This window comes from Ramlibacter ginsenosidimutans (assembly GCF_016654015.1).
Taxonomy (GTDB): domain Bacteria; phylum Pseudomonadota; class Gammaproteobacteria; order Burkholderiales; family Burkholderiaceae_C; genus Ramlibacter; species Ramlibacter ginsenosidimutans.
On record NZ_JAEPWM010000002.1, the window covers coordinates 322,036 to 343,565 of the forward strand.

Below are 21,530 nucleotides of genomic sequence, written 5' to 3' on the forward strand. Positions count from 1 at the left end.
TCCGATTTCGTCAGCTCTTGCCGGCCCCCTGCAACCACCACACCGGAACCGCCGTGCAATCCGCATCCTTCATCCCCGCAGCCACCGCAGCCTCGAACACCTTCAGCGTCTGCTCGGTCACCGGCATGCGGTAGTGCTGCGCGAGCCCCTGCTCCAGCATGGTCTTCACGTCCTTGCGCATGCTGGCCAGGTCGAAGCTGGCGGGACCGACATCCTGTCCGCTCAGTGCCTGGGCGATCGCCGGGCCGCGCACCTTCAGCAGGTTGGGGCCGCCGGAGGTGTCGGCGAGGATGTCGACGATGCGTGCCGGGTCCAGCCCGAGCGGCTCGATCAGCGAGAGCGCTTCGCCCAGTGCCTGCCAATACACCATCAGCGGCAGGTTGATCGCGAGCTTCATGCGCGCGGCATCGCCGTAGCCACCCACGTGCTCCACGCGGCGGCACAACTGCCCGAGCAGATCCTTCGCGCGCTCCAGGTCCTGCGCGTCGCCGCCCGCGAACCCGAACAACTTGCCTTGCGCGGCCGGGCCGGTGGTGCCGCCGACCGGGCATTCCACGTAGGAGGCGCCCTTGGCCTTCACCCGCGGCCCCATCTCCTGCTGCTTGGCCGGAGGCACCGTGCTCATCTCGATGAACAGTTTGCCTTGCGCGCCCTGCGCCAGCAGGCCATCGGCGCCGAAGTAGACGTCGTCGAGCGCCTTCGCGTCGGTGAGGATGGTGATGACCGCTTCCGAAGCCGCGGTCACGGCCGCGGGCGTGGCGGCCCACTTCGCGCCGTCCTTCAGCAAGGGCTGCGCGCGCTCCTGGGTGCGGTTCCAGACCGTCACCTCGTGTCCCAGCGACAGCAGCCTGCGCGCGATGGCGCTGCCCATCTTGCCCGTGCCCGCTATGCCCAGCTTCATGGTGATCTCCCGATGTGGCGAAGCGTGAAATTATCATAGGATCAACAACGAGACCAAGGAGAAAAACCCCGTGTTCTATACCTGCACCGCCGGCTGCACCGATCCCACCCACCACCATGCGCCAGCCCGCTCGGCCGCCGCGCGGGCGACGCCGCTCAAGGCGATGGCCACGCGGGCCGTCGCGCGCACGCGCAAGGGCAAGATGAAGGTGGTGGACCTGCACTGCCATTACCTCAACCCCGAGGTCAATGCGAAGACGGCCGACCTCAACCCCGGGCAGTACGACCCCAGCGTGATCTTCGCCAACGCGCTCACGCGCGAGACGAACGTCAAACAGATGAAGACGCGCGCGCCCAAGCTCACGGGAGTGGCCGAGCGGCTGAAGGACATGGACCGCATGGGCGTGGACATCCAGGCGGTCTGTCCGGCGCCGTTCCAGTTCTTCTATTTCACCGAGCCCGACCACGGCGCGCAACTGGCGCGCGAAGTGAACGAAGGCATCGCGAAGATCGTGGCGGACACGCCCGACCGTTTCGTGGGCCTCGGCTCCGTGCCGCTGCAGAACGCCGAGCTGGCCGTGCGCGAGCTCGACTACGCGGTGAAGAACCTGGGCCTGCGCGGCGTGGAGGTCTGCACCAACGTCAACGGCAAGGACCTGACGGACCCCAGCCTGGGCCTGGAGAAGTTCTTCGCGCGCGCCGAGGAGCTGGGCATCCTGATCTTCCTGCATCCCCTGGGCTACACGCAGGGCGAGCGGCTCACCGACCACTATTTCAACAACGTGATCGGCAACCCGCTGGATTCCACCGTCGCCGTGGCGCACCTGATCTTCGACGGCGTGATGGCGCGCCACCCGAAGCTGAAGGTGCTGGTCGCGCACGGCGGCGGCTACCTCGCACACTACTGGGCCCGCATGGACCACGCCTGGCGCGCGCGCCCCGACACGCGCACGGTGATCAAGCGGCCGCCTTCGAGCTACCTGGAAAAGTTTTACTTCGACACGATCACGCACGACCCCGTGATGCTCAAGCGGCTGGTCGATCGGTTCGGCGCCGACCACGTGGTGCTGGGGACCGACTACCCCTACGACATGGGCGACGACGATCCGCTGGGCATGGTCGCGCAGGTCAAGCGCCTGCCCAGGGCGGAGCGCGACCTGATCGTGGGCGGCAACGCGGCGAAGCTGCTGAAGATCAAGTAGCGCGGCGGCGGCCGCGCATCAAAGCGCGAGCCGTTGCCTCCAGCCCAGGCCGGCCTCGGTGCCGGCCGCCGGCTTGTACTCGCAGCCGATCCAGCCGCGGTAGCCGATGCGATCGATGTGCGCGAACAGGAAGTCGTAGTTGATCTCGCCGGTGCCGGGCTCATTGCGTCCCGGGTTGTCGGCGACCTGGATGTGGCCGATGCGGGCCAGGTGCTGTTGCAGCGTCGCCGCCAGCTCGCCTTCGGTGCGCTGTGCGTGGTAGACGTCGTACTGCACGAACGCGTTGTCGGCGCCGACTTCGTCCAGCAGCGCCAGGGCCTGGTCCGTGCGGTTCACGCAGAAGCCCGGGATGTCGAAGGTGTTGATCGGCTCGACCAGCAGTCGCCGGCCTGCGGCCTTCAGCTCCGAGGCCGCGAAGCGCAGGTTCTCCACGAGCGTGCGGTGCGCGGTCGCGGCGTCGACGCCGGCCGGCACCTTGCCCGCGAGGCAATTGAGTTGCGGCACGCCCAAGGCGGAGGCGTACTTGATCGCCTGCGCCACGCCAGCGCGGAACTCCTCGACGCGGTCCGGGTGGCAGGCGATGCCCCGCTCGCCCGCGTCCCAGTGGCCCGCCGGCAGGTTGTGCAGGACGAGCTGAAGCTTGTGTGCGGCTAGCCGTTGCCGGATGTCCGTGGCAGGCCAGGCGTACGGGAACAGGAACTCGACGGCGGTGAAGCCGGCCCGGGCCGCCCGCTCGAAGCGATCGAGGAAAGGCACCTCGGTGAACAGCATCGTGAGGTTGGCAGCGAAGCGCGGCATGTCCTGGTCTCCTGGGATCGAACGGCCGATCGTCGCTGCAGGCCGCCCGCCGCGGAAGCGGGCGCGGGCGCATTAGCGTTATTCCGCGCGGGAATGGCGCCAAGGGCGCGTGCGCTGGCGTGACTCTGCGCACCCAGGGGCGACGGACATCGCCCGCAGGCGTCGCTTCGCAGGGTGCCCCGTTTGAGGCGCCCCGGGCTCACCCGATCAACCCGGAAGCAGGACGTGATCGACGACGTGGATCACGCCATTCGACTGGTACACGTCCGAGGTCGTGACGGTCGCGACGTCGCCCTTCACGTCACTCACGACAATATCGTTGCCGCGCATCGAAACCGTCAGCGGCTCGCCTTCGACGGTCTTGAGCGTGGCATGCCCCCCGCCAGCACGGATCATGCCGGCGAGCGCCGCGGCGTCGAGCCGGCCCGGCACGACATGGTAGGTCAGCACCTGCGCGAGCGTTGCCTTGTTCTCCGGCTTCAGGAGGTTGTCCACCGCGCCGGCGGGCAACATGGCAAACGCGGCATTCGTCGGCGCGAACACCGTGAACGGACCGGGCGTCTTCAGCGTGTCCACCAGGCCGGCCGCCTTGACGGCAGCGACGAGCGTGGTGTGGTCGCGCGAATTCACCGCGTTGTCGATGATGTCCCTGGTCGGGTACATGGCGGCGCCGCCCACCATCTTGGTGCCCATCGCACCCATCGAACGCGCAGCGGCGGGCGCATCGCCCATTGCGGCGGCCACTGCAGCGTTCGTCCCGGCGACGGACGCGTTCCTGTCGACCGGCACGCCTTGACCGTATCCGTCGGCGAGGGCCGGACCCGCAGCAGCTGCGAGAAGGGAAGCGGCACAGATTGCGAAAAGATGACGTTGCATGGAAATCCCCGTTTCTGGAAAGTGGGGCCGCAGAAGTGCTGGCCCGCACTCCTATACGTACGATGCGGGCAACTGGATTCGAAAATCTTTATTCCGCGCGGCAATGGTGGCGAGCCGTGGCCGATGACGGCGGCTGGACTGCGAACGGGAGAGCTCCTGTTGTGTTCCTTCGGCGTGGCCGATGTTCAGTATCGGTCCCTGGCCATTGGAAAAGAAAGATGCGCGCTGCTGAGCGCCCCGGGGCGTAGGATGAAATCGGACAGCGCAGACAGGAGCCCACAAATGACAAGACAGGTTTCCAGCGATGCTGCAACACTACGCGCGCGTCGCAAATCTCCCCTCGGGACGCCGACCGATCTGAAGGCAGAGGCCACCCGCGACATTTCCGCGGCGCTGAACGCCGTGCTCGCCGACGTATTCGCTCTCTATCTGAAGACCAAGAATTTCCATTGGCACATGAGTGGGCCGCATTTTCGCGATTACCACCTCATGCTGGACGAGCAGTCAGACCAGTTGTTCGCCATGACCGATCCCATCGCGGAACGCGTTCGCAAGCTGGGCGGACCCACGCTGCGTTCCATCGGGCACATCGCGCGAACGCAAAGGGTGGCCGACAACGACGCCGAATATGTCGAGCCGATCGACATGCTCGCCGAACTGCGCGAGGACAACCAGGCGCTCGCGGCACGACTGCGTGAAGCACACGGCCTTTGTGATGAGCATGGCGACATCGCGAGCGCAAGCCTGATCGAGGTCTGGATCGACGAGACCGAGCGGCGCACCTGGTTCCTGTTCGAAGCGAGCCGCTCCGGCGATTCGGCCGGTCACTAGGGGCCGGTGGAGGCGCGGTCGCCTCCGGGGTCGCGGGGACGAAGCGTAGCGTCAGCGCCCAACGGCGCAAGGAGGCATTCCATGCCTGCAAGCCAGTCCTGCGACATCCTCGTTCTTGGCAGCGGGGAATCGGGCAAGTATCTCGCGTGGACAATGGCCAAATCCGGACTGCGGGTCGTGGTGATCGAGCGCGCGCTGATCGGCGGCTCTTGCCCGAATGTGGCCTGCCTTCCCAGCAAGAACATCATCTACAGCGGCCATGTTGCCGCCCTGGCTCGCCGCGGCGCGGAATTCGGGTTGCCCGACGGCCCCGCGCGCGTGGACATGGGCGCCGTGCGGGAGCGCAAGCGCAGGATGGTCCAGGACCTCATCGAGGTGCACCGCCGCAACTATGCGGCCAGCGGGGCCGCATTGGTGATGGGTGAAGGTCGCCTGGTCGCGCCGCGGAGCATCGAGGTCGCGCTGCGTGAGGGCGGAACACAGGTCTGCTCGGGCGAGCGCGTCTTCCTGAATCTTGGCACGCATGCTGCGATTCCTGCCGTCCCGGGTCTCGCTGAATCCCAACCCTTGACGCACGTCGAAGCGCTGGAACTCGGCGTCGTGCCCGAACACCTGATCGTGCTGGGCGGTGGCTACGTCGGCCTGGAGATGGCGCAGCCCTGGCGCCGTTTCGGCAGCCGCGTGACGGTGATCGAACAGGGCCCTCAGATCGCCGGCCACGAGGATCCCGACGTAGCGCAGGCGATAACGGAGCGCTTCGAGGCGGAGGGCATCGAGATCCTGGCCGGCGTGAAGCCGGAGCGCGTGGACGGTCGCAGTGGTGATCGCGTCGACTTCCATGTGCAAGGCCCAGCGGGGCCGCAGCGGATCAGCGGCAGCCACCTCCTTGTCGCCGCGGGCCGCACGCCGAACACGCGGGGCATCGGGCTGGAGGAGGCAGGGATCGCCCTGGACGCGCGCGGCTATGTGCGCGTCAACGAACGCCTGGAGACGACGGCGCGGGGCGTCTGGGCGATGGGCGATTGCGCCGGGAGCCCGCAATTCACGCATGTCGCCTTCGACGACTTCCGCATCGTGCACGCCAACCTCACGGGAGGGAAGCGCACGACGCAGGGACGCGTGGTGCCGTACTGCATGTTCACCGATCCGGAACTTGGCCGCGTGGGACTCGACGAAACGCAGGCGCGGAAGGCTGGAGTGGCGTACCGCGTGGCGAAAATTCCCATGGCGGCCGTGCTGCGCACGCGAACATTGTCCGAACCGCACGGCTTCCTCAAGGCGCTGGTGGCCGTCGACAGCGACCAGTTGCTCGGATTCACGGCGGTGGGTGTGGGAGCGGGTGAACTGGTGGCAGTGGTGCAGACCGCGATGCTGGCGGGCTTGCCGTACACCGCCTTGCGCGATAGCGTGCTGACCCATCCCACGATGGCCGAGGGGCTCACCGTTCTCTTCGCCGCGGCGCCCACCCCGCCAGTTGCGGATTCACGGAAGCGCGCATGATGCGTGACTCCAACGAGGAGGCTCCCATGCTCGACACCGGCACCGCACCCTATGCCATCCTGCTGCTTCGCCTGTGTCTGGGCGCGATGTTCATCGCCCACGCGATGTTGAAGGTGCGTGTGTTCACCGTCCCGGGGACCGTGGCCTTCTTCAAGTCGCTGGGCCTGCCGGGCTGGTTCGCTTACGTGACCATCGCCGCGGAACTGGGTGGGGCGGCGGCGCTGATCCTGGGGATCTATCCCCGCTACGTCGCCTTGCTGCTGGTGCCGCTGATGATCGGCACCGTGGTGAAGGTGCACGGCCACAACGGCTGGCTCTTTTCCAACAAGGACGGCGGTTGGGAATATCCCGCGTTCTGGGCCGCGGCCCTGTTCGCCGTGTTCCTGCTGGGTGACGGGTTCTTCGCCTTGTTGCCGTCGCCGCCGCTGGGCGCGCACTGAGCGCGCTTGGGACCGTCGCGCGCGGAAGATCAGGATGCAGCGATGGCGGAAGTCTTGGTTCAATGCGCTGATCCGCAGAGTAGGCGAGGTGATCGATGGAGCTGGGTTTAAAAGGCAGGCGCGCGCTGGTCACGGGCTCGACTGCCGGTATCGGGTTGGCGACAGCCCGTACCCTGGCACGCGAGGGCGCACGAGTTACCGTCAACGGACGCACGTCCGAGCGTGTGCAAAGTACAGTGGATGCGCTCCGGGCCGAGCTGCCCGGTTCGGCGGTCGACGGTATCGCCGCGGACCTGAGCACTGCTTCGGGCTGTGATGAACTGTTGCTTCGGGTGCCGGAGGTCGACGTCCTCGTCAACAACGTCGGCATCTTCGAGCCGAAGCCGTTCGAGCAAATCCCGGATGCGGACTGGTTGCGCTTCTTCGAAACGAATGTCCTGAGCGGCGTGCGCCTCTCGCGGCATTACGTGGGCGGCATGCGTTCGCGAGACTGGGGCCGGATCGTCTTTGTTTCCAGCGAGTCGGCCTTGCAGATCCCCACGGAGATGATCCATTACGGAATGACCAAGACCGCACAGCTCGCCATCGCGCGCGGTTTGGCCGAGACGCTGGTGGGCACGGGTGTGACAGTCAACAGCGTGCTGCCCGGTCCGACCGCGTCCGAGGGCGTGGGCGGATTCGTTGCGAAGATGGCAGCTGATCGCGGGGTGGACGCCGGCACCGTCGAGAAGGAGTTCTTCGCATCAGCCCGGCCATCCTCGGTGATCCAACGCTTCGCCACGCCTGACGAGGTGGCCGCGATGATCGCGTACGTGTGCAGTGCGCAGGCTTCCGCCACCACGGGCGCCGCGCTGCGCGTGGATGGCGGAGTCTTGCGCTCAATCGCCTGAATCCTGCGGGCCGCGCTGGACGGATCCGCTGTGAGCGCCACGTCCACCGATCTTCATCGCACATGGAGACGCTGGTCTCGCTATAACGGTTGGCTCCTTGTCGTCGCCTCACCGGAGGGCCCATGCCGCTGCAATCCATCAACCCCGCCACCGACACCATCCTCTCGACTTACCAGGAGATGTCCTCCTCGGAAGTCGCGGACATCGTCCGCGTCACGCACGCAGCCCATCTCCAGTGGCGCGGCACGTCCATGGACCAGCGCGCCGGCATTCTCCGCGGGGCGGCGCACCTGCTGCGGTCCAGGTCCGACGAATGGGCGCAACTCATGGCGGCCGAGATGGGCAAGCCCGTGCGCGACGGGGTGGCGGAGGCGCGAAAGTGTGCGGACTGCTGTGATTACTTCGCGGAGCAAGGCGCGGCCATGCTCGCGCGCGAGTCCGTCCCGACGGACGACCAGCACGACAGCTTTGTCGTGTACGAGCCGCTTGGCGTGGTGCTCGCCGTCATGCCGTGGAACTTCCCGTTCTGGCAAGCCTTTCGCGCCCTCGCGCCGGCGATCATGGCGGGCAATGCCATCGTGCTCAAGCACGCGTCGAACGTGTGCGGTTGCGCGATCGCCCTGGAACGCATCCTGCGCGATGCCGGCGCACCTGAGCATCTGTTTCGAACGCTGCTGATCGGCAGCAGCCGCGTCGACGCAGTGATCGAGCATCCACTCGTGCGTGGGGTCACGCTCACAGGCAGCAGCGACGCCGGCCGCGCCGTGGCCAGCAAGGCCGGGCAGGTGCTCAAGAAGTGCGTGCTGGAGCTGGGCGGCAGCGACGCCTATCTGGTGCTCGAGGACGCGGACCTGGACATGGCGGCCACGATCTGCGCGAAAGCCCGGCTCGTCAATGGGGGGCAGAGCTGCATCGCGGGCAAGCGCTTTCTGGTCGTCGACCCCGTGCGCGAGGAATTCGAAAAGCGTTTCGTCGCGAAGATGGCGGCGGTGCGGCAGGGCGATCCGCTCGACCAGGCGACCGAGATCGGCCCGATGGCGCGCCGCGACTTGCGCGATCAATTGCAGCGGCAGGTCACGGCCAGTGTCGATCGCGGCGCGCGGTGCCTGCTGGGCGGCAGCATCCCCGCAGGGCCGGGCGCGTTTTACCCGCCGACGGTGCTGACCGATGTGCGGCCGGGGATGCCCGCGTACGACGAAGAGGTGTTCGGCCCGGTGGCCGCCATCATCCCCGTGCGCGACGAAGCGGCTGCCATCGAAGTTGCGAACGATTCGATGTTCGGGCTGGGCGGTGGCGTCGTCACGCGCGACCTCGCGCGCGGGCAACGCGTGGCGGCAGCGCTGGAATGCGGATGCATGTTCGTCAACGAGCCGGTGCGCTCTGATCCGCGGCTGCCCTTCGGTGGCGTCAAGCAGAGCGGCTATGGCCGCGAGTTGTCCGCCTTCGGCATCAAGGAGTTCGTGAACGTGAAGAGTGTGGTGGTGAACCGCGGATGATGGAAATGTCACCCAAGCACGTGCTGATTGCGGGTGGCAGCGGCGTGGTGGGCCGCGCCGCGCTGGACGCCTTCGGCGGGGCGGGATGGGAGATCACCACACTGAGCCGAGATGCGAGTGGACCAGCGAGCCCCCGGCATGTGTCGGCGGACCTGCTGGACCCCGGCAGCCTCGCGGTCGGTGCTGAGACGTTCAAGACCGTCACGCATCGCGTCCACCAGATACCGCCACGTCGCGCGACGGCCCTTCATTCGATCGCCGTTTGTAGTCAGGCGATGTAGCAGGGCGCACGTTCCTGTCGGAAATCCTTGAGTGTCAAGGACTTGGGAATGTCTGGCGCGGCTGGCGGGGATTGACCCCAAGTCTGCGCAACCCGAGACGGGTTAACTAGGCCTACGCCGGTTGCACCACCGGTTTGCTGTAGCAGGATTTTATCGGCAACTGGCACGAACGCGGTCGGCTGGACCTGGCTCAGCAGTGCGCCCGGTTGGGAAGCGCAAGAGGTAGAAGCGAAGTGCAAGACAATGCAAGGCATTCCGGCAGCTGCGATCGGAGTTCGAGCCCACGTCTGGCGCTTGGCGGGGTGGACCTGACGAGTTCATCCGGGAATCTCACGGATCCGCCGGGCAGCCCCGCAACGCCCCCTTTGCGGTGAAATCTGTGTAGCTGATTTCGGGTGCGGCGAAGACCGTGATCGGTGCTTCTGCTTCTGGTCGTCGGCGTCGAACAACTGCGCATAGACGACCGAGTGCGGATTGGCGGCGGTGCCATTCGAGGTCCAGACGACCACGTGGCCGCCATTGGCGAGTTGCGCTGCACGAAGCGTGTCTCCGACATCCGCCGCTGCGGCGCTGACCTGCACAGGCCCCCTGCGCAGGTGCTGGCGCTGGCTCTGGCTCTGGCTCTGGCGCTGGCGCTGGCTCTGGCGCGCGCCCGTATACAGGAGCTGGTCTTCTGGCGGTCGGAGCGCTGATAGCATCGGGGCAAGAATCAGTACAAATTCGCCTACCGGGCATGCACATCGGAGGCGCTCGCTAGGTTGGGGGATAGAAAACACCAATGAGCAACCCATTCTTCGACAGGCCAATCCTGAACTCGCCATACGAGCACCCCAGACGACACTGGGAACTCGATGCCACGGGGCAGCCGACGCAGCACGTGATTGAGAGCCGCCGGCCGGCGGAGTTCATCACCCCCATCCCCAAGCCCAAGAAGCAAAGTGGCGGCGCGACCAAGCAGGATTCTCTGCTATTCGACGAGGGCCTGTCGACGCAGGAGCAGCAATACCACTCAGCCATTATCAACGGGGTCCGCGCCGAGGTGGACAAGTGGCGGATGCTGAAGAACCCGAGCGAGTGGAAGGTAACGCCGGACACCGCGCGGCTGCTGCAGCATTGGAGGCACCACACGTTCGGAAGCATCCGGCCGTTCTTCTGCCAGGTCGAGGCAGTCGAAACCGCGATCTGGCTGACCGAAGTCGCCCCCCAATTGGGCAAGAGCGGTGAGCGGTTCCTGGAGCACCTTGCAAACGCCAACAACGATGCTAACCCCGAACTCACCCGTCTGGCGCTCAAGCTTGCTACTGGCGCCGGGAAGACCACGGTCATGGCCATGCTCATTGCTTGGCAGACTGTCAACGCCGTGCGGCGTCCGAATAGCAAGAAGTTCACCCGCGGCTTCCTGCTGGTGGCACCAGGTCTGACCATCCGCGACCGTCTGCGCGTGCTGCAGCCCAACGACCCGGACAGCTACTACGCCAGCCGGGAACTGGTGCCGAGCGACATGCTAAGCGATATCGAGCGAGCGAAGATCGTCATCACCAACTATCACAGCTTCAAGCTGCGCGAGCGCATCGAGTTGACCAAGGGAGGTCGACTGCTGCTTCAAGGCCGTGGTGGCGCCGAGCTCAACACCCTGGAAACCGAAGGCCAGATGCTCCAACGCGTGATGCCCGACCTGATGGGCATGAGCAACATCCTAGTCATCAACGATGAAGCGCACCACTGCTACCGCGAAAAGCCCGGTGTCGCCGCGGACGGTGACAACCTGAAGGGCGATGAAAAGAAGGAGGCCGAAGAAAACAACGAGGCTGCGCGGCTATGGGTCTCCGGGCTGGAGGCGGTCAACCGCAAGCTCGGCGTGGCTCGGGTGTTCGATCTGTCGGCCACGCCGTTCTTCCTGCGCGGCTCCGGCTACGCCGAGGGCACGCTGTTCCCTTGGACCATGAGCGACTTCTCGCTGATGGATGCCATCGAGTGCGGCATCGTCAAGTTGCCTCGCGTTCCGGTCGCAGACAACATCCCCGGCAATGAAATGCCGATGTTCCGCAATTTATGGGAACACATCCGCGCCAAGATGCCCAAGAAGGGCCGGGGCAACGCCGAGGGGCTGAACCCGCTCGATTTGCCAACGCAACTACAGACTGCGCTGGAAGCGCTGTACGGGCATTACGAAAAGACCTTCGCGCTTTGGGCTGAGGAGAAAATCCCCGTTCCCCCGTGCTTCATCATCGTCTGCAACAATACTTCGGCGTCGAAACTGGTCTATGACTACATATCCGGTTTTCGCCAACCACACAAGGATGGGAGCAGCAAGCTGGTCGAGGGGCGGCTGCCGCTGTTTCGCAACCACGACGAGCACGGAAACGCCCTCGGTCGCCCGCGTACGCTACTGATCGACAGCGAGCAACTTGAATCAGGCGAAGCACTCGACGACAGCTTCCGTGGTATGGCCGCCGACGAGATTGAGCGCTTCCGCCGCGAGATCGTTGAGCGTACAGGCGACGCCCAAGCCGGACAGAACATCAGCGATCAGGATCTACTGCGCGAGGTCATGAACACCGTCGGCAAGCCGGGGCGCCTCGGTGACTCCATCCGATGCGTTGTGTCTGTTTCCATGCTCACCGAGGGCTGGGACACGAACACCGTGACCCACGTGCTAGGAGTACGCGCCTTTGGCACGCAGCTTTTGTGTGAACAAGTCATTGGCCGGGCGCTGCGCCGGCAGTCGTATGAGTTGAATGAAGACGAGCTATTCAACGTTGAGTACGCTGACGTGCTGGGGATCCCGTTCGACTTCAATGCCAAACCTGTGATCGCGCCGCCGCAGAAGCCGAGAGAGACGATTCAGGTCAAGGCCGTGCGGCCCGACCGAGATGCTCTGGAGATCCGATTCCCGCGCGTTCAAGGCTATCGTGCCGAACTGCCCGAAGAGCGCCTTAATGCCGAGTTCAACGACGACTCCACGCTCGAACTGACTCCAGATTTGGTTGGTGCGACGGAAACGCGCAACTCTGGGATCATCGGCGAAGCTGTGGACCTTAACCTAGTTCACACTGGCGACGTGCGTCCGTCGCAGGTGGTGTACGAACTAACTTCGCACCTCGTGCTCAGCAAATTTCGTGACGCCAACGACGAGCCGCAACTGCACTTGTTCGGTCAGCTAAAGCGCATCGCCCGCCAGTGGCTCGAAAGCCATCTGATTTGCAAGGGCGGCACGTATCCGGCGCAGCTCAAGTACAAGATGCTCGCCGACATGGCGTGCGAAAAGATCACCGCCGGCATCACCCGTGCGTTGATCGGTCTTCGTCCCATCAAGGCCGTTCTCGATCCGTACAACCCTGTTGGTACGACGGCACACGTCAACTTCAACACGTCGAAAACCAACCGCTGGGAAACCAGCGCCGAGCGTTGCCAAATCAACTGGGTAATCCTAGACAGCGACTGGGAGGCCGAGTTCTGCCGTGTGGCTGAGGCCCACCCGCGCGTGAAGGCCTATGTCAAGAACCACAGCCTCGGGCTGGAGGTTCCATATCGCTACGGCTCCGAGACGCGCCAATACAGGCCTGACTTCGTCGTGCTCGTCGACGACGGACATGGCGACGACGACCCGCTGCATCTGATTGTCGAGATTAAGGGCTACCGGCGTGAAGACGCAAAGGAGAAGAAGTCCACGATGGACACGTATTGGGTGCCTGGCGTCAACCACTTGGGCAGCTACGGGCGCTGGGCCTTCGCGGAATTTACTGAGGTTTGGCAGATGCAGTCGGACTTCGCGAAGAGGGTCGAGGCCGACTTCAACAAGATGATTGAGGCGGCCGCCCTGGCCGCCAAAGCCCAGCCAGCGGAACTGAGCAACTGAAATGGCCACCAAGAAGAGCACCTCATTAACCGTCGAGACACTGACGCATGACGACGCTACGCGGAGGAACATTCCTACCGCCGAATACCAGTCGGTGATGGACAGGGACGAGCAGAAGCTTGTCCGCGTGAAGTACGCGCGCCGCAACCAAGACCTAGACCCGCAACTGGTCTGGCGCGGAAAGGACGAGCAGGACTGGTCGGACCTAATCGTGCACGCCCCGCCGCTCTATATCCAGGAGAAGGTGCACCCCAAAGTCTTGGTGGATGACCTGAGGCGCGAGTCCGAGCGGCAACGCGAAGCCAAGGAACCTCGCACCGACCAAGTGGACCTGTTTGCCGATTTCAACGGATTGCCCAACGACGGGGCCAAGACTGAGTTCTATCAGCACGATGCCCACTGGGCAAACCGAATGATCCTTGGCGACAGCTTGGCAGTCATGGCGTCACTGGCCGAGCGTGAAGGACTGCGTGCAAAGGTTCAGTGCATCTTTTTCGACCCGCCATACGGAATCAAGTTCAACAGCAACTTTCAGTGGAGCACCACGAGCCGTGATGTGAAAGACGGAAACGCCGAGCACATTACGAGAGAGCCAGAGCAGGTTAAAGCGTTTAGGGACACGTGGCGCGACGGTATTCACTCGTACCTTACGTATATTCGAGATCGCCTAACGGTCGCGCGCGACCTCTTGACCGACACCGGCTCGGTATTCGTTCAAATTGGCGATGAGAATGTGCATCGTGTTCGCGCGGTGCTGGACGAAGTTTTCGGAGAAGACAACTTCGTCTCTCTGATTGCATTTACGAAGGGGGCGACTGGCCTCGGCTCTTCGGATCGCCTTCCAGCGCGATTGGACTACATCATTTGGTACTCAAAGCGGCCTGAGCAACAGAAGTTCCGCCAGATTTTCACCGTACGCGAGAACCAATTGGATCCGAACTTCAACTGGATCCAGTTTCCTGACGGGCAGTTCAGGCGCCTCACTCCTACCGAGCGATCAGGGGAGGAAAAACTGCCTGAAGGAGGCCGCCTGTTCGGCGATGTTTCACTTACAAAGCCTGGGCCGGGCCGCAAGTTCGAAATCGAGTTCAAGGGGCGGAAGTTCGACTCTGGTAAGCGATGGTGGGGAATGACACCAGAGTCGCTAGAACGAGCCCTGAAGACAGGGCGCGTTGATCAATTCGGCAATGCCTTGAGACAGCTTCGCTATCAAGATGAATCCACAGCGGTGGCGATTGGAAATTTGTGGGAAGGTTTCCTCGGCCAGAACGACCCGGTATACGTCGTTCAGACGAACGTGGAAATCGTGAAGCGATGCATCTTGATGAGCACCGATCCTGGGGACTTAGTTCTTGACCCCACCTGCGGCTCAGGAACAACGGCGTACATGGCCGAGCATTGGGGTCGCCGGTGGATTACGATTGACACGTCCCGCGTCGCCTTGGCGCTTGCCCGCGCGAGGATCATGGGCGCGCGATACCCGTACTACTTGCTTGCCGACAGTCGCGACGGCCAGCTCAAGGAGGCCGAGATCACAAGAACTGCGCCCTCCAATGCGCCGACGCGCGGCAACGTTCGCCATGGCTTTGTATATGAGCGGGTACCTCACATCACGTTGAAGTCCATCGCGGGCAATGCGGAGGTTGACGTGATTTGGGAGAAATATCAACAGCGGCTTGAGGCGCTTCGCGAGCAACTGAACACGTCTCTCGGCAAACACTGGCCGGAGTGGGAGATTCCTCGCAAGGTCGACGCGAAGTGGCCAGATGAGGCCAAGAAGGTTCACGCGCAGTGGTGGCAGGAACGCAATAGGCGTCAGTCCGAAATCGACGCATCCATTGCCGCGAAGGCTGAGTTCGAACATTTGTGTGACAAGCCCTACGAAGATAGGCAAAAGGTCCGCGTGGCTGGCCCGTTCACCGTAGAGAGTCTGTCGCCTCACCGTGCGCTGGCGGTCGACGAGAACGACGAACTGATTGATATCGCTTCGGAGCCGACGGCCGAACACAGCGCCGAACGTGACTTCGTCCAGATCATTCTCGAAAACCTTAAGACCGCTGGCGTGCAGCAAGCGCACAAGGAAGACAGGGTCACCTTCACGTCGCTGACGCCGTGGCCAGGTTATCTTGTCTGCGCAGACGGACGATACATCGAAGGCACCACAGAGAAGCGCGCCGCCGTCTTTATTGGCCCAGAGTTCGGCACGGTGTCTCGGCCTGATTTGGTGGCAGCCGCCCGCGAGGCCGGTGACGCCGGCTTCGATGTGCTGATCGCTTGTGCTTTCAACTATGACGCCCACTCGTCGGAATTCAACAAGCTCGGTCGTATCCCGGTGCTTAAAGCGCGCATGAATGCGGACCTGCACATGGCGGAAGACCTGAAGAACACGGGGAAAGGCAATCTGTTCGTGATCTTCGGCGAACCTGACATCGATGTCCTCGATGCGGAGGGCGGGCAGGTGCGCATCAAAGTTAACGGCGTGGATGTCTTCCACCCCAATTCCGGCGAAGTGCGCAGCGACGGCGCCGAAGGCATCGCGTGCTGGTTCATTGATACCGACTACAACGAAGAGAGTTTCTTCGTCCGCCACGCCTACTTTCTAGGCGCCAACGACCCGTACAAATCGCTGAAGACGACGCTTAAGGCGGAAGTCAGTGAAGACGCTTGGGCCACGCTGTATAGCGATACGTCGAGGGCGTTCGCTCGACCGTCGTCCGGCCGAGTCGCTGTGAAAGTGATCAATCACCTTGGCGATGAAGTTATGAAGGTTTTCAGAGTTTGATCCCCCAATGACTGGAATGGCCTTCGCATAATAATCGGGAGCGCAGCAAAGATGACAAGGGTTCCACTGGCGGTAGCTCCTCGAGGCCACATGGCGCGGGTTCTGAAAGATCTGCTTTGTTGCGGCTGGCAACTTGAAAGGGTTCCGAGTGATGCTCGGATACCCCGAAACGGGATGCTGCTTCAACTCAGATCAGATGGTATCGAAGTCAATCTCAGGGTCTTCGCCTTCAAGGTCACGACATCGGGTAGGAATCGGCCACATGAGCGTAGGGTGGAACTCACGACCACGTATCAGAGTGGACTCTCAGCTATTCCCGGCTATCGTGATGTCGTGCTCGGCGTCGCTCTCGAACAAAGCAAGTACGTGGGCGTTGATGGTATGCGTTTGCACATCGGGGGAGAAACGCACAATGCGTCAAGCTTTTTCGACCGTGAGGGACTTTCCAGCGGGACGGGGGAGCTGCTGATCAATCCGCGGACTGCCACGGCCAGTATTTTTCCCGGTGGAACGGAGCAACACGCGTTCTTTGATCGTTCGCGCATGGCCGAGTATTTCTTTAGCGCTGACCTAATCCATTCTGGTTCATACAGTTATGGAGGCCCGTTTTCTGGGAAAGCGAAAGTTCGAGATGTGCAGGTGCCGACGGAAGTTGATTCTCGGTTGGCGGCAGGTGACACGTTCGTTTTGAGTGCCAAGAGCCAATCCCGTCCTCGTCCGCCCGATGCGTTGGTGGAGGCATTTGAGTCGAACGACTACGCGCGCCTCGGTCGTCGAAAAATCACACCAGCCGATCTAAAGGCGATCCAAGCTATCTGTGAGGAGGTCGGGGCACTAGGTGAGCAGCTCGTACTCAATCACGAACGCAAACGGCTCCGGGACTTGGGTCACGTCTCAGCGGCCTCGCTAGTGGAGAGGATTAGCCTTCGGTCGGTGGGCGAAGGCTATGACATCTGTTCCTATGAAGATGACGGGCGAACTCGACGGCTTATCGAAGTCAAGGCGACCGTCGGCGACGGATGGGTTGTGGACTTCTCGGCGCGCGAGTGGCAGGCCGCGCAGTCCTATGGGAGTAAATACTACGTTGCGAGGGTCCGCAGAGTGCGAACCGACCCGGAACTGCTGTTCTTCAAGGACCCGTTTCGTTTGGAAAGCACAGGATTGATCAAGCTAACACCCAGTGGCTGGCGCCTAGACTTGGCGCAGGCAGTATGAGTGGCAAGCCGCGCCAACTGAAACGCGACCATGTTTGATTTTCGAATCTCAGACACGTTCACCGACAGCTTGGCAAAGCTTACGGGCGAGGAGCAGAAGTTAGTCAAGACCACCGCCTTCGATCTTCAGCTTAACTCGATCAACCCGGGGATGAGTCTTCATAAGCTGGACAAGGCGAAAGACAAGAACTTCTGGTCGGTCCGGGTCAGCAGCGACATCCGGTTGATCGTACATAAGACGACAGCCAGCATGCTTTTGTGCTACGTCGACCATCACGACAAAGCCTACCGATGGGCCGAACGGCGCAAGCTGGAAACACATCCGACGACCGGCGCTGCTCAATGGGTTGAGATTCGGGAACGGGTGGAGGAAGTGGCTCGTCCTCAAGCCTTAATCGCCGCTGAGGAGGCCAGACGTGCCTGGAAGGTCGACACGTCCAGGCCGCTTCTGTCGCGTTCTGATGACGAGCTGCTGGGCTACGGCGTGCCACCCGAATGGTTAGCCGACGTCCGTAATGCCGATGAAGATGCTTTGCTCGCGCTGGCAGACCACCTCCCCAGCGAAGCGGCGGAGGCCCTGCTGGAATTGGCAACCGGCGGCACACCGACGGTGCCGTTCGTGGCACCCGTAGGATCGGACCCCTTCAGCCACCCGGATGCGCAACGCCGGTTCCGTGTGATGAACGATATGGAGGAGCTCGAGCGCGCCCTCTTGTTTCCTTGGGAAAAGTGGACGATCTTCTTGCACCCGGCGCAGCGTCAATGGGTTGAGCGCGATTACGGCGGCCCCGCGAGGGTGTCAGGCTCGGCCGGCACCGGAAAGACAATCGTAGCGCTACATCGGGCGGTGTTCCTCGCCCGTATCCACCCCGAAAGCCGGGTGCTGCTCACGACGTTTTCCGACACGTTAGCCAATGCGTTGAAAACCAAGCTCCGGCGCTTGGTCAGCAATGAGCCGCGCTTAGCGGAGCGGGTGGAGGTGCACGCGATGGACGCCGTCGCCGAGAGGTTGTACGAAGTGCAGCATGGCCGGCCCCGCATCCTCGCGCGCACTGAACTTCGCCAAGCCCTGGCCGAGATCGTTCGGCCGATGAAGGACTTGAAGTTCAGCCAGGCGTTTCTCCTCGGCGAATGGGACGAAGTGGTAGACGCGTGGCAGCTCGACAGTTGGGAGGCCTACCGCGACGTCAAGCGGCTCGGCCGCAAGACTCGCCTGTCGGAAGTGCAACGTGTCGCGCTGTGGGCGGTGTTCGCCCCCCTCCGCGAGCACATTTCTGCGAAGGGCTGTCTGACGTATTCCGCTTTGTTTACGCAACTGGCCGCGGAACTGTTGGCGCGCAAGGCACTCCCGTTCGACTACGTGGTGGTAGACGAGGCACAGGACGTGAGCGTCTCTCAACTGCGGTTCCTGGCAGCATTGGCCGGCGGACGCCCGAATGGATTGTTCTTCGCGGGCGATTTGGGCCAGCGCATCTTCCAGCCGCCGTTTTCCTGGAAGTCACTCGGGGTGGAGGTCCGCGGGCGATCACGCACCCTCCACATCAACTACCGTACATCGCACCAGATCCGGATGCATGCCGACCGGCTGCTTGGGCCCGAGATATCAGACGTCGATGGCAACACCGAAGATCGGCGCGGTACCGTATCCGTGTTCAATGGGCCGGTACCGGTAATCCAATGCTTCCCTGATCGCGGGGCTGAGATCGCAGCGACGGCGACTTGGCTCCGCAATCGCATCGCGCAGGGCTTGCCGCCACATGAGGTCGCCATCTTCGTACGGTCCGATGCAGAGATGGATCGAGCAAAGGCTGCCGCCGACGCGGCATCACTGCCTTACCGCGTTCTCGATGAGAAGGTCGAAATGGTGAGCGGGTCAGCATCGCTCTGCACGATGAGTCTCGCGAAGGGGCTTGAATTTCGGGCCGTGGCAGTGATGGCTTGCGACGAAGAGATCGTTCCGCTGCAGTCGCGCATCGAGTCCGTTGCTGATAATGCCGACCTGGAGGAGGTCTACAACACTGAGCGGCATCTACTCTACGTGGCTTGCACCCGTGCTCGCGATCATCTACTAGTGACGAGCGTGGACCCCGCGTCAGAATTCCTAGACGACTTAGTAGCGGGCCGCTGATCTGCTACCCACCAAACTGCTAGGAATCATCCAAGTCAACGGCGCGCAGAAGGAGCATCCGTCCTGGCGAATACTTGATGGAGCCGGTTGCGTTGCTGCCATGATGGGATCTCGCCGTCACGGCTTGGCGGACCATCAAGGTCAGGGACAAGCGTGACAGCTCGCGGAAGCTCCTGCGCGCCCAGCGGTTCCCGGCATTCGCGCTTCAACGGAGCTGTCCGGGAAGTATCCGCCCTACAAGAACCTACTGAGGCTCCCGGAAAAAAGGGCGCCGTCGGCCGGCGACCCAGGTGCGGAGCCTAAGGGCTTTAGATGCCGCCGTGGCTGCCGCCGCCGCTACTTCCGCTGCCGCCACTACCGCCGCCACGGGAGGCGCCCATGTTGCTGCCACTCGCGTGCGAGCTGCCGCTGCTTATGCTGGGGGCGTTCATTGCATTGCGGCGATTAGCGCTACGGGCCATGCCGCCCTTCCGACCGGCTTCACGGGCTTCTTCCGAAGTGAATTCGTGGGCGGTGCCCTTTTCGTGGGCGGCGCGCCCACCCTCGCTGGCAATCTCGCGCTGGCGCTGCGGATCCATGGAGGCGAAGCCCCGATTGGATTTGCCGCCAGGATTGCCCTGGTTGTTGGAAGCCATTTTGAGGATCTCCTTGCGAACTTAATGTTGGAACTGCATGACTAGTCTGCGCCACGCATGGGTGTTATTGAGCTTGCAAGCCCGCCGCGCGATCGTCGGTCGCGAGTGGAGGCGGGTGTAGGAGCTTCCCTACCTCGTCAGACGTGCGCGCGGGGCAGGACGGCGGCTTGCTGCCGATGGACATAGGCGTTGGCTCAGGTGCTCTACCGAGATCCGGGCGCGGTTGAGGGTAGGAGGCGTCGGCACACGGCTGAATGAGGCCGAACGCGCGAGCGCACGTCTAAGCCGAGCACGTCGACTTGCGCGGCAGAAAATGACGAGGCCAACCAGCGCCTTCCGGTTCCGCAAACAAATGTGAACAGGCGGCGAGTGTGGTGCTCGTGGGCTGTTTCTGGCATGAAGCCACGCCGCGAGCGCGCGCGAGATTCGGCTACTGTGGCACCGGCGCCAAGTTCAGATACTCGCGGTGCGCCGACTTCTTCGGTACCGCTTGGGTCGCGCTCAGGACGACGACGGACCGGTCTCCTGAACGCACTTCTTCACGTTGCTGTTCTTGGCCGCGCCGGACAGCTTCTTCTCGGTGGCGGCGACCTCGCACTTCGCCTTGGCGTCGGCCTCGCACTTCTTCACGAACGAGTTCCGCGCAGTGCCTGCTAGCTTCCTTTCCTTCGCGGCGGTCATGCAGGCCGAGTCCGCGGCGTGCGCACTCCAAGAAGCAGCGACGATGACGAGAAGAGCAGCGAGCTTGTTCAGGTCGGTCTCCGGTAAGGTGCAACCGTCGCCGCATTCTTGCACTTCACTTGGCGCGCACTGACGTGGGCATGACCCATCCAAGGTAACCTGCCGTGACGGCATCCCTCAATCGCGCCAACGGCGGACGTTGCTCCCGGAAACGTCCTTCGCGTATCAGGACCCTGGGCCAGATTGCACATACCATCTCTCCTGAACAGCGGAGGCAGAATGCGCAGGAGTCCCATCACGATCGTGGCCGTAGTCGCAGCGCTGTTCGCAGCCGCGGTATTCGCGGTCTGCCTGAAACAGTGGCCAATTAAGTCTAGTGCCGACGCTGCGGCATGGGCGCAGGCTGGTACGACAGTGGCCGTTGTGGTCGTGGCCCTTTTTATGCCCGCGTGGCAGCATGAGCGGGAACGGACGCAGCGCTATGCGGACCGAGCACACGAGCGGGCGCGCCGGATGGAAAGCGCCTTTCAGCTTTGCTACGCGGTGCGGGCCGTCTGCGAGAAGGTTGCAGCGGACACGACGCATCAGCCCCAGAGCACGGCCTATTTCCGCGATGCCGAAGGGCAACTGAACGCAATCCGGGCGATGCTCGGAAAATTCGCGCCAGAAGACTTCGACGGGCACAAGGAGCTCGCGCCGGCAGTGAATGTCATGTCAATCGCCGAAGGGGCCGCGTCGCAGCTCAGGTTCGCCATCCTAGTGAACGACAACACCGAGCAGTCGCGCGCGATCCACGGAATCATGAGCGGCTACATCGCAGAGGTCACTAAGTATGTCGGTGAAATGAAAGCCGCCGCCGACGAGGCCCGCAAGAACACCGATCTGTCGGATGGCGGATGTTCCGCTCGCAGTCGCGGCTGTTAGTCCTCGGCTCGGTCACACCGCCGGTAGACCCATCCGAGGGCACGCCACGTCCGGCTGCGTGACGGACCCGAAAACTCGCGCCGAAGCCCATGA

Annotated in this window: 18 protein-coding genes; 13 read left to right on the forward strand and 5 right to left on the reverse strand. The window is 63.2% G+C overall.

What is annotated here, in order from left to right:
• Window positions 1-10: 10 nt before the first annotated feature.
• The gene (locus JJB11_RS07440; protein WP_201167854.1) at window positions 11-901 is read right to left on the reverse strand and encodes an NAD(P)-dependent oxidoreductase; all 891 of its coding nucleotides are present in this window, start codon (window positions 899-901) and stop codon (window positions 11-13) included.
• 70 nt (window positions 902-971) lie between these two features.
• On the opposite strand from JJB11_RS07440, the gene JJB11_RS07445 reads away from it, so the two are divergent.
• Window positions 972-2,102 carry an amidohydrolase family protein gene (locus JJB11_RS07445; RefSeq protein WP_201167857.1) on the forward strand — a complete coding sequence of 377 codons (1,131 nt, stop codon included), beginning with the start codon at window positions 972-974 and terminating at the stop codon, window positions 2,100-2,102.
• An 18-nt stretch (window positions 2,103-2,120) separates the two neighbouring features.
• Here the strand turns inward: JJB11_RS07445 and hyi are convergent, their stop codons facing one another.
• Together hyi and JJB11_RS07455 are read right to left on the reverse strand one after the other, a co-directional pair.
• Window positions 2,121-2,900: a hydroxypyruvate isomerase gene (gene hyi / locus JJB11_RS07450; RefSeq protein WP_201167860.1), complete on the reverse strand. Its 780-nt coding sequence runs from the start codon at window positions 2,898-2,900 to the stop codon at window positions 2,121-2,123.
• A 207-nt stretch (window positions 2,901-3,107) separates the two neighbouring features.
• The gene (locus JJB11_RS07455) at window positions 3,108-3,632 is read right to left on the reverse strand and encodes a fasciclin domain-containing protein (protein WP_201964732.1); all 525 of its coding nucleotides are present in this window, start codon (window positions 3,630-3,632) and stop codon (window positions 3,108-3,110) included.
• 426 nt (window positions 3,633-4,058) lie between these two features.
• On the opposite strand from JJB11_RS07455, the gene JJB11_RS07460 reads away from it, so the two are divergent.
• The 11 genes from JJB11_RS07460 (at window position 4,059) to JJB11_RS07510 (ending at window position 19,197) form a co-directional block, all read left to right on the forward strand.
• Window positions 4,059-4,607 (forward strand): Dps family protein, encoded by a 549-nt coding sequence (locus JJB11_RS07460; RefSeq protein WP_201167866.1) that lies wholly within the window; start codon window positions 4,059-4,061, stop codon window positions 4,605-4,607.
• 81 nt (window positions 4,608-4,688) lie between these two features.
• On the forward strand, window positions 4,689-6,107 hold the full coding sequence (locus JJB11_RS07465) for an FAD-dependent oxidoreductase (RefSeq protein ID WP_201167868.1): 1,419 nt from the start codon (window positions 4,689-4,691) through the stop codon (window positions 6,105-6,107).
• Window positions 6,104-6,547: a DoxX family protein gene (locus tag JJB11_RS07470; protein WP_201964687.1), complete on the forward strand. Its 444-nt coding sequence runs from the start codon at window positions 6,104-6,106 to the stop codon at window positions 6,545-6,547. The genes JJB11_RS07465 and JJB11_RS07470 overlap by 4 nt, the downstream gene beginning before the upstream one ends.
• A 95-nt stretch (window positions 6,548-6,642) precedes the next feature.
• Entirely contained in the window at window positions 6,643-7,437 is a 795-nt protein-coding gene (locus JJB11_RS07475) for an SDR family NAD(P)-dependent oxidoreductase (protein WP_201167870.1), read from the forward strand.
• Between the two features lie 122 nt (window positions 7,438-7,559).
• Window positions 7,560-8,933, forward strand: a complete 1,374-nt coding sequence (locus tag JJB11_RS07480; protein WP_201167873.1) for an NAD-dependent succinate-semialdehyde dehydrogenase — start codon at window positions 7,560-7,562, stop codon at window positions 8,931-8,933.
• Between the two features lie 5 nt (window positions 8,934-8,938).
• Window positions 8,939-9,214, forward strand: coding sequence for an NAD-dependent epimerase/dehydratase family protein (locus JJB11_RS07485; protein ID WP_201167875.1), 276 nt, complete (start codon window positions 8,939-8,941; stop codon window positions 9,212-9,214).
• A 416-nt stretch (window positions 9,215-9,630) separates the two neighbouring features.
• A complete protein-coding gene (locus JJB11_RS07490) occupies window positions 9,631-9,906 on the forward strand; it encodes a hypothetical protein (RefSeq protein ID WP_201167877.1) in 276 nt (91 codons plus the stop codon).
• 86 nt (window positions 9,907-9,992) lie between these two features.
• Window positions 9,993-13,073 carry a BPTD_3080 family restriction endonuclease gene (locus JJB11_RS07495; protein ID WP_201167879.1) on the forward strand — a complete coding sequence of 1,027 codons (3,081 nt, stop codon included), beginning with the start codon at window positions 9,993-9,995 and terminating at the stop codon, window positions 13,071-13,073.
• Between the two features lies 1 nt (window position 13,074).
• The gene (locus JJB11_RS07500) at window positions 13,075-15,855 is read left to right on the forward strand and encodes a site-specific DNA-methyltransferase (RefSeq protein WP_201167881.1); all 2,781 of its coding nucleotides are present in this window, start codon (window positions 13,075-13,077) and stop codon (window positions 15,853-15,855) included.
• 273 nt (window positions 15,856-16,128) lie between these two features.
• Window positions 16,129-17,070 carry a protein NO VEIN domain-containing protein gene (locus JJB11_RS07505; protein WP_201167883.1) on the forward strand — a complete coding sequence of 314 codons (942 nt, stop codon included), beginning with the start codon at window positions 16,129-16,131 and terminating at the stop codon, window positions 17,068-17,070.
• 30 nt (window positions 17,071-17,100) lie between these two features.
• Complete coding sequence (locus JJB11_RS07510) at window positions 17,101-19,197, forward strand: UvrD-helicase domain-containing protein (RefSeq protein WP_201167884.1); 2,097 nt, start codon at window positions 17,101-17,103, stop codon at window positions 19,195-19,197.
• Between the two features lie 308 nt (window positions 19,198-19,505).
• On the opposite strand, the gene JJB11_RS07515 is transcribed toward JJB11_RS07510, so the two are convergent.
• Both JJB11_RS07515 and JJB11_RS26520 read right to left on the reverse strand, forming a co-directional pair.
• The gene (locus JJB11_RS07515) at window positions 19,506-19,832 is read right to left on the reverse strand and encodes a KGG domain-containing protein (protein ID WP_201167886.1); all 327 of its coding nucleotides are present in this window, start codon (window positions 19,830-19,832) and stop codon (window positions 19,506-19,508) included.
• A 501-nt stretch (window positions 19,833-20,333) separates the two neighbouring features.
• Window positions 20,334-20,462: a hypothetical protein gene (locus JJB11_RS26520; RefSeq protein WP_340643137.1), complete on the reverse strand. Its 129-nt coding sequence runs from the start codon at window positions 20,460-20,462 to the stop codon at window positions 20,334-20,336.
• Window positions 20,463-20,816: 354 nt separating this feature from the next.
• Here JJB11_RS26520 and JJB11_RS07525 point away from each other — a divergent pair, with 354 nt between their 5' ends.
• Entirely contained in the window at window positions 20,817-21,437 is a 621-nt protein-coding gene (locus tag JJB11_RS07525) for a hypothetical protein (protein WP_201167888.1), read from the forward strand.
• Window positions 21,438-21,530: the final 93 nt, after the last annotated feature.

Coding starts and splice junctions, on each gene's coding strand:
- JJB11_RS07455 (WP_201964732.1), bottom strand. CDS start 3,632: ATGGGCGATGCGCCCGCCGCTGCGCGTTCGATGGGTGCGATGGGCACC.
- JJB11_RS07460 (WP_201167866.1), top strand. CDS start 4,059: ATGACAAGACAGGTTTCCAGCGATGCTGCAACACTACGCGCGCGTCGC.
- JJB11_RS07500 (WP_201167881.1), top strand. CDS start 13,075: ATGGCCACCAAGAAGAGCACCTCATTAACCGTCGAGACACTGACGCAT.
- JJB11_RS07480 (WP_201167873.1), top strand. CDS start 7,560: ATGCCGCTGCAATCCATCAACCCCGCCACCGACACCATCCTCTCGACT.
- JJB11_RS07485 (WP_201167875.1), top strand. CDS start 8,939: ATGTCACCCAAGCACGTGCTGATTGCGGGTGGCAGCGGCGTGGTGGGC.
- JJB11_RS07440 (WP_201167854.1), bottom strand. CDS start 901: ATGAAGCTGGGCATAGCGGGCACGGGCAAGATGGGCAGCGCCATCGCG.
- JJB11_RS07510 (WP_201167884.1), top strand. CDS start 17,101: ATGTTTGATTTTCGAATCTCAGACACGTTCACCGACAGCTTGGCAAAG.
- JJB11_RS07515 (WP_201167886.1), bottom strand. CDS start 19,832: ATGGCTTCCAACAACCAGGGCAATCCTGGCGGCAAATCCAATCGGGGC.
- JJB11_RS07465 (WP_201167868.1), top strand. CDS start 4,689: ATGCCTGCAAGCCAGTCCTGCGACATCCTCGTTCTTGGCAGCGGGGAA.
- JJB11_RS07470 (WP_201964687.1), top strand. CDS start 6,104: ATGATGCGTGACTCCAACGAGGAGGCTCCCATGCTCGACACCGGCACC.
- hyi (WP_201167860.1), bottom strand. CDS start 2,900: ATGCCGCGCTTCGCTGCCAACCTCACGATGCTGTTCACCGAGGTGCCT.
- JJB11_RS07495 (WP_201167879.1), top strand. CDS start 9,993: ATGAGCAACCCATTCTTCGACAGGCCAATCCTGAACTCGCCATACGAG.
- JJB11_RS07475 (WP_201167870.1), top strand. CDS start 6,643: ATGGAGCTGGGTTTAAAAGGCAGGCGCGCGCTGGTCACGGGCTCGACT.